The sequence below is a fragment of the Pseudomonas aeruginosa genome, assembly GCF_001457615.1.
Lineage (GTDB): Bacteria > Pseudomonadota > Gammaproteobacteria > Pseudomonadales > Pseudomonadaceae > Pseudomonas > Pseudomonas aeruginosa.
Genome location: NZ_LN831024.1, coordinates 36590 through 53235, shown reverse-complemented (window position 1 = coordinate 53235; position 16646 = coordinate 36590). Strand labels below are relative to the sequence as shown.

General features: G+C 67.5%; 8 protein-coding genes. 2 read left to right on the top strand and 6 right to left on the bottom strand.

The window, feature by feature from the left end:
- Window positions 1-54: 54 nt before the first annotated feature.
- The 6 genes from AT700_RS28995 to trpI form a co-directional block, all read right to left on the bottom strand.
- Entirely contained in the window at window positions 55-372 is a 318-nt protein-coding gene (locus AT700_RS28995) for a hypothetical protein (protein WP_019485604.1), read from the bottom strand.
- Window positions 369-10811: a two-partner secretion system putative hemagglutinin TpsA2 gene (locus AT700_RS00210; RefSeq protein WP_078801531.1), complete on the bottom strand. Its 10443-nt coding sequence runs from the start codon at window positions 10809-10811 to the stop codon at window positions 369-371. Before AT700_RS00210 ends, AT700_RS28995 begins: the two co-directional genes overlap by 4 nt.
- A 112-nt stretch (window positions 10812-10923) precedes the next feature.
- Window positions 10924-12612: a two-partner secretion system transporter TpsB2 gene (gene tpsB2, locus AT700_RS00205; RefSeq protein WP_078801530.1), complete on the bottom strand. Its 1689-nt coding sequence runs from the start codon at window positions 12610-12612 to the stop codon at window positions 10924-10926.
- Between the two features lie 296 nt (window positions 12613-12908).
- A complete protein-coding gene (locus AT700_RS00200) occupies window positions 12909-13136 on the bottom strand; it encodes a DUF1161 domain-containing protein (RefSeq protein WP_003097347.1) in 228 nt (75 codons plus the stop codon).
- 183 nt (window positions 13137-13319) lie between these two features.
- Window positions 13320-13535 (bottom strand): dodecin, encoded by a 216-nt coding sequence (locus AT700_RS00195; protein WP_003097345.1) that lies wholly within the window; start codon window positions 13533-13535, stop codon window positions 13320-13322.
- Between the two features lie 100 nt (window positions 13536-13635).
- Window positions 13636-14523: a trpBA operon transcriptional activator TrpI gene (gene trpI / locus AT700_RS00190; RefSeq protein ID WP_003122282.1), complete on the bottom strand. Its 888-nt coding sequence runs from the start codon at window positions 14521-14523 to the stop codon at window positions 13636-13638.
- Between the two features lie 103 nt (window positions 14524-14626).
- Here trpI and trpB point away from each other — a divergent pair, with 103 nt between their 5' ends.
- Both trpB and trpA read left to right on the top strand, forming a co-directional pair.
- Window positions 14627-15835: a tryptophan synthase subunit beta gene (gene trpB, locus AT700_RS00185; RefSeq protein ID WP_003097340.1), complete on the top strand. Its 1209-nt coding sequence runs from the start codon at window positions 14627-14629 to the stop codon at window positions 15833-15835.
- Window positions 15832-16638, top strand: a complete 807-nt coding sequence (gene trpA / locus AT700_RS00180) for a tryptophan synthase subunit alpha (RefSeq protein ID WP_003120671.1) — start codon at window positions 15832-15834, stop codon at window positions 16636-16638. Before trpB ends, trpA begins: the two co-directional genes overlap by 4 nt.
- Window positions 16639-16646 lie beyond the last annotated feature (8 nt).

The window sequence follows — 16646 nt, the reverse complement described above, 5'->3', positions numbered from 1 at the left end:
TAAGCCTGCCTTGATTGATAGCACTTTCTGCGCCGGAGCTACCTTTTGCCCCAACTAAATATCAAAAGACTCTCTGCGACGGTATACAACCCTACCCACCTCCGAAAGCCCCGGAAGGCGTTCACGCCCCACGATCAACTCAGACCTGCATCTCAAACTAGAGCCCTGATATGCCGTATATTGGCAAACAACATCCTCAATCTCCTCAACGTCCTCTTCGTTGCTCTCTTCAAGATAAAATCTCAATACCCACTCATCGCCATCCCATAACAATGCAATCATTCTAAAATTGGCAGATATCGCACCTACCAACGCTTGAATTAGCATTAACACTTGAAAATTCCATTCTTCCAACGTTGGCTGGCTACTCATTTGGGACTCCAGTTTGGATTTGTAGGGACAATACTTGGACTCTTTGTGCCCTTGATAATAAATACATTGGTTGCCTGATCAGTTATACCAACACCGAGATTAACGTTAGTTCCAGTAACGCCCTCAAACTTGACTACTGGGAATCCCTGAGCATTTCTCCCTAGGATTTTCACTTGGCCGGTATGGTAGGCATCAAGCACTTTTTGAGCATCAGAGACACTGTTTAAGAAACCACCGCCTCCCCGTGCCTCAAGCTGCTGTGTTCCAGCAATATGGCGAAGCTGCTTCTGGCTTATCTTGGTAGAGACATCAGGAAAATCTTTCAGTGTAAGTATTCCTTTCGGACCATCCGTAACGACGCCCTTGCCTGCCCCTGCCAACCCTCCATCAATGGCCAGCCCAACCTCAACTCCCAATGCAGTCGAACTCGCGGCGTTGTCCCGCACCACGCTGGCACCCTGGCCTTGCATGGTGTGCAAGGCATCCAGATAGCCTTTCATACGGATGTCTTCAGGTAACGAGGCAACCGAGTTCCAAGCGTTCTGGATATCCCGCTCCGCACAGCTTGAACAGGTTAGCGCACCCATCAACCACAAGGCAGTTTTTGAAGGCGCGCTGACGATCCCTTCCAGTGCCAGCCCAAAGCCCGCTTGGCTACCTTCACCTTTGGCATTCAGCACTTCCGCACGGTTCGCGGGGTCCCTCGTATAGCTCGCGGGATTCGCTAGGGCTATGTTTTCCAGAACGCTGGTCAGGGCCTCCTTGTTCTTGAATAGCGCCGTCAGCCCCACCCGCTCGTTGTAGTAGTCAGCCTGGGTCACCTGGAAGAGATTGCTGTCCGGGCCTGTGCCCAGCTCCGTACGCAGATACTGAGCAGCCCGGGCAGCGTTGATGTCTGTGCCGGCCAAGGCCTGGTTCCAGCCATTGTCCACCATCATGGCGGCCGTGCTGAGAAGCTCTTTGCGGGCGGTGTCCTCGCTCAGCCCATTTTCCTGGGCATAACGTTTGACGCGCTCCACATCCGATGCGAATTTGATTTCATCTGGGTGTAGCTGCCGGTTGTACGCCGTCCCGCTTTTGGCGATCTCGGCGCCCAGACTCACATCGCCATTGACCGCACTTGCCGCGGCTACGCCAACGAGTTGCGAGGCCATCAGTTCGAGGTTTTGATCGCCACCTACCATTTTCCCAAGGAGGTTGATCATGGCCTCGTTGGCACCAGCGGCCGCCGCTCCAGTCTTGAAGTCACTGCCGGAGGCTTCGGCCAGCAGACCTCCCATCAGGGCGTGAGCCATGATTTTCGGCGGGCTGCCATCAGGGTATTTGACCGAGTCGCCAATGAAATTGAAACCTACCGCCATTCCCAGGTTGCGCGCCTGACCTGCCATGGCATTACCGAGGTTGTCGATGTAGCTGCCGCCATAGGCGGCCTGCTGCATGACCGATTGAGCAAAGCCTTGGGCAATGCTGTAGGCAGCAAATCCACCGATTCCCTCAACTGTGCTGAGCTTGAATCCTTTGGTGACTTTGTTGATGTTGTCACTGGATACGCCGAATGCCTTGTCCAACTGCGGGCTGACGAGATAAGCCGTGGCCGCTGCGATGGCGTACCCTTTCAGACTGTCAGCGCTGGTGGCCTGTTGCAGCCCCTTGCCAAGGTCACCGCCATTGTTGATGGTGCCAATGGCGAGGTTGCTGGCCATTGCGCCATACACCGGGCCGAGGTAAGCAGCTGCAACGATGGCAATGGCCAGTGACGGCGCAGCCCCCAACCCCGAGTTGCTGTACTTCCAGCTATCGTGCACCTCCTGCACCATGCGCCAGTCCACATCCCCGCGCTGCTCGGCCTCCTTCAGCCACGCCAGTTGCGGATCCGCCTGCACCATCGCGTCGATGGTCTGGCTCACGGTCTTCTGGTCGATATGCTTGAGGTCGATCTTCAGCCCTTCCACGGCCTTGATCGCCAGATTCCCCTGGGCCACGATCTGGCTCTGGCGCACGGTTTCGTCGGTCTGGCCCTTGCCCTTCGACGACTGCCACGCCAGGTCGCCCTTGCTCTTCTCGTGGCTCTCCTGGTGCAGGTCCTTCACCGCGTCGAAGGTCACCGCGCCGCCGCTGACGATGGCCAGGTCGTTGCCCGATTCCAGCTTCGCGCCCTGGTAGGTCTGGTCGCCGCCGCTGAGCAGGGTGAGGTCGCCGCCGCTGCTGATCTGGCTGCCCACCGCCTTGACGTCGGTGACTTCGTCGCGCCGGGTTTCCTTGCGGCCGAAGTCGCCTTTCTTCTTCTTGTCGTACAGGTAGTAGTTGCTGTCGTTGGCGGCCAGCAGTTCCAGCTTGTCGCCGGCCACCAGGTAGGCCTCGTCGCCGGCGCTGGCCTGGCTCGCGATCAGGCGCAGGTCCTGTCCGGCATTGATCGCCAGGTCGCCGCCGGCGTCCACGCGGGTGCCTTGCTGGGCGACCTTGTCTTCCTGGTAGGTGACCTTCCTGGTCTTGCTGTAGGCATGCTCCTCGTTCGCCGCCGCCGCCAGGGTCACGTCGCGCCCGGCGGAGAGGGCGATGTCGCGGCGCGCTTCGAGGGCGCTGGCCACTGCGCTGAGGTCGCGCCCGGCGCTGACGTTCAGGTCCCGCCCGGCACTGACTTCGGCGCCGAGCTGGGTCACGCTCTGTAGCCGCGACGTGCTCCAGCGGGTCTGGCCCTGGCGGTCCTCGACGGCGGCGACGGTGACGTCGCGTCCGGCGTCGAGGCTGAGGTCGCCGCGACTCTGCAGCACCCCGCCGAGGTTGGCGATGTCGCGTCCGGCCTGGACGTTCAGGCTGTTCGCCGCCTCCACCCGCGCGGCGCTGTCGGCGAAGCTGCGCTCCCAGGTGCGGCCGTCGAGCGCGCTGTCGTAGCGGGTCACGCTGCGTTCGTTGATCACGTCGCCGGTCAGCGCGGTGAGGCTCACGTCACGCCCGGCGATGACCCCGCCCTGGCGGTTGCGGATCGAGTCGCCGGCGAGCAGGTCGAGGCGCTTGCCGGCCTCGATCAGGCCGCTGTTGTCGAGGTTGTCGGCCGTCGCCGAGAGGTCGTTCCGCGCGCGCAGGGTGCCGACGTTATGCAGGTCGCCGCCGCTCACCAGCTTCACGTCGCGGCCCTGGATCAGCGCACCGTTGGGTGCCAGCCGACCCTCCGCCTGGGCCAGGTAGACCACCGGCGCGAGGACCTTCTCGCCGTTCACCTCGACCTCTTCCAGCCACACGATGTCGTGGGTCAGCGCCGCCATCTGCTCCGCGCTCAGACCCACACCCAGTTGCAGGTGCAGTTGGTCCTTGTAAGCGATGGCGTTGTCCATCAGGTAGCGGAACAGCGCCTCGTCGCTGCTCAGCCCATCGATGTAGCGCTGGCCGGTGCGCGCCACCACCGCGTCGCGGATCAGCCGCTGCTCGTAGAGACCGTCGCCGAGGCGCTTCTTGCTAGCGTCCGGGTTCATGCCCAGGCCGCTGAGCAGGTAGTCCGAGTTGAGGAACTGCTTCAGTTCGGTGAGCGCCGGGTTGGTCTCGATCAGGTACTTGTGGCTGGCGCTCGGCGTGGCGTTGCCGGGCACGCCCTGGACCCGGGCGACGCCCGGCAGGCTACCGCCGAGCGTGCTGCCGCCCTGACCCTGGACGTTGGCCGCGCCAGCCAGGCCGTCGACTCGCACGCCCTGGCCCTGCCAGGTACCGGCGACGTTGCCGGCGCCTTGCTGGCCGACCGAGACGCCGCTGCCGCCCTGGGTGCGGTCGGCGCCGGCACCGAGCGCGGCGCTGCCATTGCCGTCCTCGGCGAAGCGCGAGCTGAGACGGAACAGGCCGTTGTCACCCTGGGGCAGGCTGAAGCCGGGCAGGGTAACCGGGTTGACCTGGCGCCGCGCCAGGTCGGGCGGCAGTTGCGAGGTCAGCGGCACGACCACCGAAACCCCGCTGCCGCCCACCGCGCTGTCGCCCACCTGGCGGCCGCTGCCGACGAAGGTGTAGCCGGGGCGGGTGACGCCGTTGTCGATGCGCGTGCTGGCATTGACCGTGACGTCGCCGGCGGCCTGGATCACCGCTGCGTAGGACTGGTCGCCACTGCTGATCGGGGTCGGCCCCTTGCTCGGGAATTCGTACTCGAAGGACCAGTCGCTGAGGATCGCGTTGAGCGCGGCGGGGATCTCGCCCGCGCGCGCCGGGTCGAAATTGGCGCTCTGGTACCAGTAGAGGTTGGTGAAGTTGCGCGACTTCTGATCGATGCCGCCGATATCGCCGCCGCGAGCGGTACGCAGCACGCGGATGGTTTCCAGCTCGCCGGTTTCCAGGCCCTGGTTGTCGAGGACTTCGAGGTTGGCGGTGAGGTTGCCGCCGCTGCCGATCAGGCTGGAAAGGTTGTTCAGGGTGCCGCCGTCGATGGCGAAGTCGCCTCCGGCCAGCAGTTGCCCCATGGCGCTGCTGGCGGTGACCTCGGTCTTGTCGCGCTGGGTGATGGTCCAGATGGCGTTGCGCTTGCCGCTGCAGTCGCCCGCGTTGACGCCTTCGATGCAGGCGGTCTGCTCCATCTTCGCGGTGTACAGGCCCGACTTGCTTTCCAGCACGGCGCGACGGTTCTCGATCAGGCTGGCACGCAGGCTGAAGTCCTTGCCGCTCTCGATCACCCCGGAAAGGTTGCGCAGGCTGGCGGCACGGTTGCCGGCATCGTCGCGGGCGATATCCAGCCTGCCGAGGCTGTACACATCCCCGTAGAGGTTGGTGATGTCGCCGGCGCGCAGGGTCATGTCGGCGCCACTGAACAGCAACCCGCGCTCGTTGAGCAGGGCGGGCGCGTTCAATCGCAGGTTGCCGCCGCCGCCCAGGGTGCCGTAGTTGTTCAGGCTCGCGGCGCTGGCCACGAGGTCGCCGGCGGCGGTGATCCGCCCACGGTTGACCAGCAGGTTGCCGGCGCCGAGCGTGACATTGGCGCCGCCGGCGAGGCTGGCGGCGTTGCCGAGGTCGAGGCTGGCGGCGTTCAGGGCGAAGTCGCCGAGGCTGGTGGCGCGGCCGTTGCCACGGTAGCCGCCGCTCAGCTCGAGTCGCAAGCTGCCGTCGCTGGCCAGCAGGCCGTCGTTGCTCCAGTCGCCGCCGCGGCCAGTGAAGGACTGCACCGCCAGCAGCTTGCCCTCGGCCGTCTGGCGGAAGGTGCCGATGTCCAGGTTCAGGCGTCCGGCTTGCAGCACGCTGCTGTTGGTCCATTCGCTGGCGCGGATGTCCAGCAGGCCATTGGTGGTCAGTTCGCCGCCGGCGCGGATCACCTGCCCGGAATCCAGGCCGAAGGTGCCGTTGCCGGTGTGGAGGATGCGCCCGCCGGCGTTGGCCAGGCTGCCCAGTTGCAGGTCGAGGTCCTGGTTGGCGCTTTCCAGCACGCCGTAGGCGTTGTTCAGGCCGCCAGCGACCAGCCGCGTGCTGCCGCTGCGGCCGAGGGCGCGCAGGCTGCCGCCGCTGTTGTCGATCGCGGCGGCGCGCAGGTGCAGCTCGCTTTCGCTTTCCAACTGGCCGAAGCGGTTGGCCAGCGCGCCGGCCAGGCTGAAGTCGATGCGCCCGGCGCCGACCTTGCCGCCCTGACCCGCCGCCGCGCCCTGGTTGAGGAAGCGCTGGCCGTCGAGGCTGAGCAGGCCGCTGGCGTAGAGGCCGCCGCCCTGGTTGTCGAAGTCGGCGGTGACGATGCGGTTGTCGCCGCCCAGCGCCGAGAGATGGCCCTGCTGGTTGCGCACGCCTTGCCCGGCGCGGATTTCCAGCGACTGCGCCTGGGTGACGCCGGCGCTGTTGTCGAACAGCCCGGTGACCAGCTTCAGCCAACCCTTGGCGCTGTTGAGCACGCCGCCGGCGCCGTTGTCGAGGCTGCCGCTCTGCAGGTCGAGGTTACCGGCCCGGCTGTCCAGGCGGCCGCCCTGGTTGTCCAGCGCGCCACCGATACGCAGCTGGTTGTCGCCCTGGGCCTGGAGCGTGCCCTGGCGGTTGTCCAGGCTGCCGGCCTGCACCTCGAGGGCGCCGGCCTGGCTGAAGATCAGGCCGTCCTGCTGGTTGCGCAGGGCGCCGCCGCCCAGGCGCAGGCTCATGCCGGCCTGGCTGGCGAGGGTGCCGGAGGCGCTGTTGTCGAGGCTGCCGGCGCTGATCTCCAGCAGCCCCTGGCTGACCAGCTTGCCGCCGCGGTTGTCGACGCTGGCGCTGCGCAGCAGCAGGTCGCCGCCGCTGGCCAGGCGCGCCGCGCCGGCGTTGACCAGGGCGCCGCCAAGGATGGCGTCGAGCCGGCCCTGGCTGATCAACTGGCCGTCGCTGTTATCCAGGCTGGCGCCCTTGAGCAGCAGGCTGCCGCCGTTGATCCGGCCGCCGGCGTTGTTCAGCAGCGTATCGTCGCGCTCGAAGCTCAGCGCGCGCTGCGCCGAGACCAGGCCGCCCTGGCCGTTGTCCAGCTTCCCGGCGATGCTCAGGGTCACGTCGCTTTCGCCGGAGACAATGCCCTGGGCGTTATCCAGGCTGGCGGCGTCGATCCGTTGCGCGCCCTTGCTGACCAGGGCGCCCTGGCCGTGGTTGTCCAGCGCGCCGCCGAGGCTGATGGCCAGCTCGCCGTCCTTGCTCGAAAGGGTGCCGCCGGCGCTGTTGTCCAGGCTCCCGCCTGTCACCGTCAGGCCCTGCCATCCGGAGAGCAGGCCGGCGCCGGCGTTGCCCAGCGCGTCGGCGTCCAGGCGCAGTTTCCCGGCGCTGATGATGCGCCCCTGCTGGCCGTTGTCGATGCGCCTGGCCAGCAGCTCGAAGCCCTGCTGGCTGGAAATCTCGCCGCCCTGGCGGTTGTCGAGGACGTTCAGCCGCTCGATGCTCAGCGGGCCGCGGGCACTGATCAGGCCGCCCTGGTTATCCAGGTCGCCACCCCGCAGGTCGAGACTGACGCCGCGCTCGCCGATCAGCCGGCCCTGGCGTTGCACCAGGCGCTCGACCGTCAGGCGCAGGTCGCCCCGGGCGGAGATTTCGCCGCCGTCGGCGGAGTCGACGCGCCCTGCCGTCAGTTCCAGTTCGCCGTCGCTGGTCAGCAGGCCGCCACGGTTGTCCAGGTTGGCGGCGCTCAGGCGCAGCGACTGCTTGCCACTGAGGGCGCCGCCACGGTTGTCGAGGTCGGCGCTGCTGACGTCCAGCACGCCCTGGCTGATCAGTTGGCCACCCTCGGCGTTGTCCAGCGCGCCAGTGACGACGGTCAGGCCGGCGTTGCCGGAGAGCAGGCCCTTGCCGCTGTTGTCCAGCGAGGCGCTGGCGAGCGTCAGGCGGGCGCCGGAAACGGTGCCTTCGGCGTGGTTGTCCAGCGCGCCGTCGACGCGCAGGTCGATGCCGGCGCGGCTGGCCAGGGTGCCCTTGGCGCTGTTGTCCAGGCGAGCGGCCGCGATGTCCAGGCCGGCGGCGCCGGAGATCACCCCGGCCAGGCTGTTGTCCAGGGCCTGGGCGATGCGCAGGGTCAGGCTGGCGGCGCCGATCAGGCGCCCGCCGCGGTTGTCCAGGCTGGCGGCGGCGAGGGTGAAGGCGCGGTCGCTGGAGATTTCCCCGCCGGCGCCGTTGTCCACCGCGCCGAGCTGGCGCAGCAGCAGCGCGCCGGGCGTAGCGATCAGGCCGCCGTCGCGGTTGACCAGTGTGCCGCCATTGAGGTCGAGGGTGACGCCGGTTTCGCTGACCAGGACGCCGCCTCCGCGCTGGTCGAGGCCTTTCAGGTTGGCGTCGAGCAGGCCCTTGGCGCTGACCCGGCCCTGCTGGCCGTTGTCCAGCCGGGCGGCCACCAGGGTGATGCCGGCGTTGCTGCCGATGCCGCCGTTGCGGCTGTTGTCCAGCACGCCGGTGCGGATATCCACCGCACCCTTGGCGCTGATCACGCCGGAACGGCTGTTGTCGAGGCTGGCGCCCTTCAGCGTCACGCCGGCATCGCTGAGCAGCCTGCCGCCCTGGTTGTCCAGCACGCCGCCGAGGCTCACGCTCAGGCTGTTCTGGCTGTCGAGCCGCCCGCCGTCGCCGTTGAACAGTTCGCCGCCGTCCAGGCTCAGGCCGTCGCGCCCGGCCAGCACCCCCTTGGCCTGGTTCAGCAGGCGCTGCACGGTGAGGCGCAGGCCGCTGTCGCCGATAACCTTGCCGCCGCGGTTGTCCAGTTGCTCGCGGGCGTTCACGGCGACCTTCGAGGTGCTGGAAATCTCGCCGGCGCGGTTGTCGACCTGCCGCGCCTCGATAGCGATGCCGCCATTCGCGGCGATCAGCCCGGACTGGCTGTTGTCGAGCGTGTCGGCCGCGACCTTCAGGGTCTTTTCGCTGACCAGTTCGCCACCTTGCTGGGCCAGGCTGCCAAGCGTCGCCTGCAGGTCGCCCTTGGCGGCGATACGCCCTCCGGCGTTGCCGACGGCGTTCGCTGCGAGGTCCAGGCGGCCATCGCTGAGCAGCTTGCCACCCTGGTCGTTGCGCAGGCTGGCGACCTCCACGCGCACGCCAGCCTTGCCGCTGGCGCTGCCGCCGTCGCGGTTGTCGAAGGCGCCTCCCGTGGCGCTCAGGCCGGCGTCGGCCACCAGCACGCCGCCACGGTTGTCCAGGCTGGCGCCGTGGACGTTCAACTCGCTGCGGCTCGACAGCAGGCCGCCGGCGCGGTTGTCCAGTTGCCCCACCGTCACGCGCTGCGCGCCCTGGCTGAGCAGGTTGCCTTCATCGCGGTTGTCCAGCAGGCCGCCGAGGCTGACCTCCAGGCCGCCCCGGCTGCTCAGCGTGCCCTTGCCGCTGTTGTCCAGGCTGCGCGCCCGCAGGTCGAGGCGGTTGGCCGCGGAGAACAAGCCGAGGCGGTTGTCGATGGCACCGCTGGCGACCACCAGCAGGTCGTCGCCGATCAGCTTGCCGCCGCGATTGTCGAGGCTGCCGACGCGGGCCTCGACGCGCTTGCCGGAGACTTCGCCGTCTCCCCGGTTGACCAGCGCCTGGGCGCTGACGCGGGTGGACTGCTGGCTGCCGAGCAGGCCTTGCTGGCCGTTGTCGAGCGTCGCCGCGCCGACCTCCAGGTCGTTCAGGCCGATCACCTGGCCGCCACGGTTGTCGAGATCGCCACGGGTCTTGACCACGGCGCGGTCCCGGCTCTGCAACAGGCCGTCCTGGCGGTTGTCCAGGCTGCTCGCCTCGACCCGCAGTTCGCCCTCGGCGAGCAGCTTGCCGCCACGGTTGTCCAGGTGCCCGGCGTCGACCCGGACGGTCGCCCCCTTCAGGCTGCCGCCCTGGTTGTCCAGCGCCTGGCTCGCCTTCGCTTCCAGCGCGCGGCTGGCCACCAGGCTGCCGGCGTTGCGCAGGGTGCCGCTGCGCAGCTCGAGGTCGCCGCGCGCGTTGCGCCGCTCGTCTGGCTCGACGCCGGCTTCGATCACCCCGGCGTTGTCGATATGCGCCGCCTCCAGCGCGATGCGTTCGCGCGCCGCCAGGCTCTGCCGGTTGACCAGTTCCTCCGCGCTGCGGATCTCGGCGCTGCCGCCGGCGTAGGTCTTGCCATTCAGCTCCACGGCCTGGGCCGCGATCTTCAGGTCGCCCTGGCTGGAGGCCTGGGCCAGGCTCAGCTTGCCGCTGGCGTCGATGCGGATGTCGCCGCCGCTGGCGGCCATGTCGCCGGCCAGCCGCACCCCCACGCCCTGCTCGGTGCCGACCAGGCGGATCGCCCCGGCGTACATCCCGCCCAGCGCCGAGCTGTCGATCGCCAGCTGCGGCTTCTCGCTGCCATCGGCGGCGCGCGGCGTGGCCTGCAGGCTGTCGGCCTGGACGTCGTTGCGGCCGGTGACGATGTTGAGGTTCTTCGCGTAGAGCTTGGCGTTGAGCTTGGCGCTGCGGGTGATCAGGTCGAACTGTTCGAGGTTGCCGACGTTCAGTTCGGCGCCTTCGACGACGATGTCGCCGCCGTCCACCTGGAAGCGCTCCAGGCGCTGGCCGTCCATGATCGGCTTGCCGGTGGTGAGGGTCGCGCGCGGCGTGTTGATGAAGCCGCAGCCCTGGCAGGTGATGCCGTGCGGGTTGGCGACGATCACCCGCGCCGACTGCCCGGCCACCTCGGTGTAGCCGGCCAGGGTGCTGCGGTTGCCGCCGGTGACCTGGTTGAGGATCACCTGCGCCGCCTGGCCCTTGAGGTTGGGGTTGCCGAGGATGATCCCGCCGAGCTGGGTACCCTGGGTCTTGCCGGTGGCGTTGTTGAGGATCAGCCCGTTGGCGCCGACGTTGTAGTCGCGGAAATGGTTGTTCGACAGCCCGGCGCCGTTGGGCGTGGCGATATTGACGACGGGCACGCCGTTGCCCGCCTGGCCCAGGCCGGTGTTGCCGCCGGCGGCCTTGTCCAGCGCCAGCCCCGCCGCCGCGGCGACGATCGGGTTGAGGAACAGGATGCCGGCCAGGGACAGGGCGATGCACTGGTTCAGCGGGCTGCGGATGTCCATATCGTTACTCCTTGGCGGGTAGGGGCCCGGCGAGGTTAAGCAAGGTTTTCCAAGGAAAGGGCCTCGATGCAGGTAGGCGCTTTCCTAAAGCGTTCAGGAGGTCGCCGCGTCTTCAGAAGAACGCGTCGACCCGGAAATAGATCGGGTGCTCGCGCCGCTCGATGGCGCTGGGCCGCTCCAGCGAGCGGGCGAAGCCGACGCTGGCGGCGAAATAGCGGCCGCGGGCATCCAGTTCGATGGCGTTGCCGCTCATGCGCCCGCTGGCGCCGTCGTTGTAGCGGTCGTGGCGGATCACGCCGACGTCGTAGGCGAAGGCCACGCCGTATTCCTGCAGCCAGGGCCGCAGCGGCGCCCACTCCACCGCGCGCCGCCAGCGCAACTGGTTGCGCCAGTAGCCGCCGCTGTCGCCGGTCAGGGTCTGGTCCTTGAAGCCGCGCACCGAGCTGTTGCCGCCGAGGCTGATGCGCTGCGGGCTGAACAGCACGTCCTCGCTCCTCTGCCCGGTGGCCAGGCTGTCGAAGCTGAAGCGCTCGCCCCATAGCTGGAACGGCTGCAGGTAGCTGAGGGTCAGGCTGTACTTGTCGTAGCGCGCATTCGGATCGCCCGCCTGCGGGTGGCCGCGACCCTGCGCGCCAAGGGCGCCGATGCCCTGCTGCCAGCCGAGGTCGAGGTAGACGAAACCGCTGCCGATCCGCCGGCCATGGTTGAAGCCGAGCTGGGTCTCGGTGATCCGCGTGCTCTGGTCTTCCAGGCGGGTGTCTTCGACATAGTTGTTGGTGCGCTGGTGGCTGAGCCCCAGGCTCATGGCGGTCTTGCTCACACCGTCGCGGTGCAGCACGCGTTCGGCGCGGAACTGGTGGCTGCGGCTGTCGCCATCGAGCTTGAAGGGGAAGCCGCTGGCCTCGTTGCGCGTGCGGTAGTCGCTCTGGCTGTAGCCGTAGGTGAAGGTCCACCAGCCCCAGGGCAGGCTGTAGAACAGGCTCTGGCTGTCGGAATGGCGCCAGCGGTCGGTCACCGCGTCGCGGTTGGCGCGCAGGTTGAGCTGGTCGGCCAGGCCCAGCGGGCTGTCCCAGTCCAGGCCCAGGCCCATCTGCTGCTCGCCGGTACTGACGTCGCCGTCGTTGTTGCGCGTGGCGGAGACCCGCCAGGGCTTGTCGCGCTCGCCCTTGAGACGCACCCGGCTGCCGCCGACCTCGCTGCCGGGCACCAGCTCCAGTTGCGCCTGGCGCGACGGCAGGCGGCTCAACTGGTCGACCAGTTGCTCCAGCTCGCGCAGGTCGAGCAACTCGCCAGTCCTGCCCGGAAAGCTCATCGCCAGTTCGCGCGGGCTGGCCAGCGCGGAGCTGTCCAGGCCCTCCAGGCGGCCTTCGACGACGATGATGCGCAGGGTCGCGGAGGCCAGGTCCTGCTGTGGCAGGTAGGCACGGGTGGTGACGTAGCCGCGATCCAGGTAATGGTCGGTGACGGCCTTGAGCAGCGCATTGAGCTGGCCGACGCCCAGGCAGCGCCCCTGGTAGGGCGCCAGCAGTTGGCGACGCGCGCTTTCGCCGAGGTGCCCGGCGCCTTCCAGCTCGATGCGGCGGATCTCGAAGCAGCGCTCGTCGTCGCCGGAGGCATCCGCAGCGGCGGGCGCTCCCTTGCCGGGCAGTTGCTGGAGTTCCTCCAGGCGCTTGCGCTGTTCGTCCAGCAGGCGCTGCTGGCGGTCGCGGATCAGGTCGCGGTCGCCGGGGGAGGTGAAGGGGGCGGCGCTGGCCATGAGCGGCAGGCACAGGAAGATAAAGGCCAGGCGATGGAGAGCCACGATTTCATTCCTTGAAATACAGAAAGGCGCGATGTTGGCCCAGCGGCTACAGCGGGTAAGCAGGAATATTCCGAAATCCGTCTTCCATGAGTCGGACAATCCGGAGGTAAGGCACAAGGCCATCTGGGCGTGCCGAAAAACCTAACACAGACTTTTGGATTAATCCGTTAGATGGCACGCTTTCTCGACGAACTGCAACAAGACCCATCGTTGGCAGGGTACTCATCGCGGCAAAAAGAAAGGGCCGGCTCCCATGGGAAAGCCGGCCCCGGATACTGCTCGTCGCAGGCGCTGCATCAGCCGCGCTGGTAGACGATTTCCTTGGTGCCGCCGTCGCAGGTGCCGACTACCTTCTTGTCGGTGACGCTGCCCTTGTCGACGATTTCCAGGGTGTAGGCAGGAACGCCGTTGGCCTTGATCTTCGCATCGATCTCGGCTTTCAGTTCCTCACAGGGCTTGGCGGCGAATGCGCTGCCCGCCACGGCAAACAGGCCGACTGCCAACATCAACTTCTTCATGAACACATTCCCTCGTTGCATGGATGAAGACCCGAACGGGTCAGGCTTGCCAAATGCGGCAAGGTTGAGACGAGCGCGCCGCCCATGGAGGCACGCCGCCCTCATAGCCTGTGCATGATCCGGCGAAGCGGAAAGACACGGCGGCCTTTCCAGGGCGCAGGCGATCGTGGACAGGTTTCCAGGGTGCCATCAGCTATTGGCGATACGGAACCCTACTTTCAGGGTCACCTGGTAATGGCCGACGGCGCCGTTCTCGATGTGCCCGCGGGTATCCACCACCTCGAACCATTCCAGATGCTGGATGCTCTTCGCCGCTTCGGCGAGGGCGTTGTTGATGGCGTCCTCGATGCTGGTCTTGGACGAGCCGACCAGTTCGATCTTCTTGTAGGTGTGGTGATTGGACATGAACTCTCTCCCCGGACGATGCCTGGTTCTTCGCGCCCGGCGGGCGCCTCTGTTCAATGGACACTAGCCGAGCCGGAAAAGTGCAGCAAATCGCCAGCGCTCAGCCTGCCAACTGCTCCCGCAACCATTGCGCCAGGCGCCCGGCACGCGGATCGTGGAGGCGTGCCGGTACCCACAGGGCCAGGCGCGCATCGGTCTCGATGAAGCCCCAGGGCGCCGCCAGGCGGCCCGCGGCGAGATCGTCGCGGACCAGCGCCTCCGGGGCGATGGCCACGCCGAGGCCCGCCACCGCCGCTTCCAGCAGGTAGTAGAGATGCTCGAACCCCTGGCCATAGCGCAGCGCCTCCGCCGCCAGCCCCTGGCTCGCGGCCCAGGCCGGCCAGGCCTGGGGTCGCGAGGCGGTATGCAGCAGCGGCTCCTGCAACAGCCGCGCGGCGGGCGCCTGGGCCAGGCCGGTTTCCTGCGCCAGGCGCGGGCTGACCACCGGGCCCATGCGCTCGGGCGCCAGTTCGAAGACCTGCATGTCCGCCGGCCAGGGCGGCTCGGCGAACCAGAGCATGGCGTCCAGGCCGGGACGACGCGGATCGAACTCGCCCTCGCTGGTGGACAGTTGCAGGCGCAGGTCGGGGAGGGCACGGTTGAGCTGGTCCAGCCGCGGGATGAACCAGCGCGCCAGCAGGCTGCCGGGTACGCCGAGGACGAACGGGGCCTCGGCGGTCTGCCGGCGCAGCTCGGCACAGACGCCACGCAGTCGCTCGAACGCATCGCCGCAGGCGTCACGCAGGCGAACGCCGGAATCGGTGAGTTTTACGCCGCGTCCATCCTTGCCGAACAGGGCCACCCCGAGATCGTCCTCGAGCAACCGCACCTGCCGGCTCACGGCGCCATGGGTAACGTGCAGTTCCTCGGCCGCCAGGCTGATGCTGTGCAACCGGGCAGCGGCTTCGAAAGCGCGCAGGGCATTCAGGGAGGGCAGGTCGCGGCTCATGGCTATTCGTGAGTTTTCCTGACAGGTTGGCGCAATCTTATCGGTTTCTTTTGCCCGGCGGGGGGATTAGATTCTGCCCATACGTCATTTCCTGGAGCCCTCCATGACTTCCTATCGCAACGGCCCCGACGCCAAGGGCCTGTTCGGCCGCTTCGGCGGCCAGTACGTCGCCGAGACCCTGATGCCGCTGATCCTCGACCTCGCCCGCGAGTACGAGAAGGCCAAGGACGACCCGGCGTTCCAGGAGGAACTGGCCTACTTCCAGCGCGACTACGTCGGCCGGCCGAGCCCGCTTTACTTCGCCGAGCGCCTGACCGAGCACTGCGGCGGGGCGAAGATCTACCTCAAGCGCGAGGAGCTGAACCATACCGGCGCGCACAAGATCAACAACTGCATCGGCCAGATCCTCCTGGCCCGGCGCATGGGCAAGAAACGCATCATCGCCGAGACCGGCGCCGGCATGCACGGCGTGGCCACCGCCACCGTCGCCGCGCGCTTCGGCCTGCAGTGCGTGATCTACATGGGCACTACCGACATCGACCGGCAGCAGGCCAACGTCTTCCGCATGAAGCTGCTGGGCGCCGAGGTGATCCCGGTGACCGCCGGCACCGGTACCCTGAAGGACGCCATGAACGAGGCGCTGCGCGACTGGGTGACCAACGTCGACAGCACCTTCTACCTGATCGGCACGGTCGCCGGCCCGCATCCGTACCCGGCGATGGTCCGCGATTTCCAGGCGGTGATCGGCAAGGAAACCCGCGAGCAACTGGCCGAGAAGGAAGGGCGCCTGCCCGATTCGCTGGTCGCCTGCATCGGCGGCGGCTCCAACGCCATGGGCCTGTTCCACCCGTTCCTCGACGACGCCGGGGTGCAGATCGTCGGCGTGGAAGCCGCCGGCCACGGCATCGACACCGGCAAGCACGCGGCCAGCCTGAACGGCGGGGTTCCCGGCGTGCTGCACGGCAACCGCACCTTCCTGCTGCAGGACGCGGATGGCCAGATCATCGACGCACACTCCATCTCCGCCGGCCTCGACTATCCCGGCATCGGCCCGGAACACGCCTGGCTGCACGACACCGGCCGCGTCGAGTACACCTCGATCACCGACGACGAAGCCCTGGAGGCCTTCCACACCTGCTGCCGCCTCGAAGGCATCATCCCGGCGCTGGAAAGCTCCCATGCCCTGGCCGAGGTCTTCAAGCGTGCGCCCAGCCTGCCCAAGGAGCACATCATGGTGGTGAACCTGTCCGGTCGCGGCGACAAGGACATGCAGACCGTCATGCACCACATGCAACAGGAGTCGAAAGCATGAGCCGCCTGCAGACCCGCTTCGCCCAGCTCAAGCAGGAAAACCGCGCCGCCCTGGTGACCTTCGTCACCGCCGGCGACCCGGACTACGCGTCTTCCCTGGAAATCCTCAAAGGCCTGCCGGCGGCCGGAGCCGACGTGATCGAACTGGGCATGCCGTTCACCGATCCGATGGCGGACGGCCCGGCCATCCAGTTGGCCAACATCCGCGCCCTCGAAGGCGGCCAGACCCTGGCCAGGACGTTGCAGATGGTCCGCGAATTCCGCAGCGGCGACAGTGAGACGCCCCTGGTGCTGATGGGCTACTTCAACCCGATCCACCACTACGGCGTCGAACGCTTCATTGCCGAGGCGAAGGAGGTGGGGGTGGACGGCCTGATCGTGGTCGACCTGCCGCCGGAGCACAACGAAGACCTCTGCCACCCGGCCCAGGCCGCCGGCCTCGACTTCATCCGCCTGACCACCCCGACCACCGGCGACCAGCGCCTGCCGACGGTGCTCGAAGGCAGTTCCGGGTTCGTCTACTACGTGTCGGTGGCCGGCGTCACCGGCGCCAACGCGGCGACCCTGGAGCACGTCGAGGAAGCAGTGGCGCGCCTGCGCCGGCATACCGACCTGCCGATCGGTATCGGCTTCGGCATCCGCAGCGCCGAACACGCCGCCGCGGTCGCGCGGTTGGCCGACGGCGTGGTGGTCGGCTCGGCGCTGATCGACCGGATCGCCAAGGCCCGCGACAATGCCCAGGCGGTCAAGGATGTCCTCGCCCTGTGCGGCGAGCTGGCCGAAGGCGTGCGCAACGCACGCTGACAGACCCT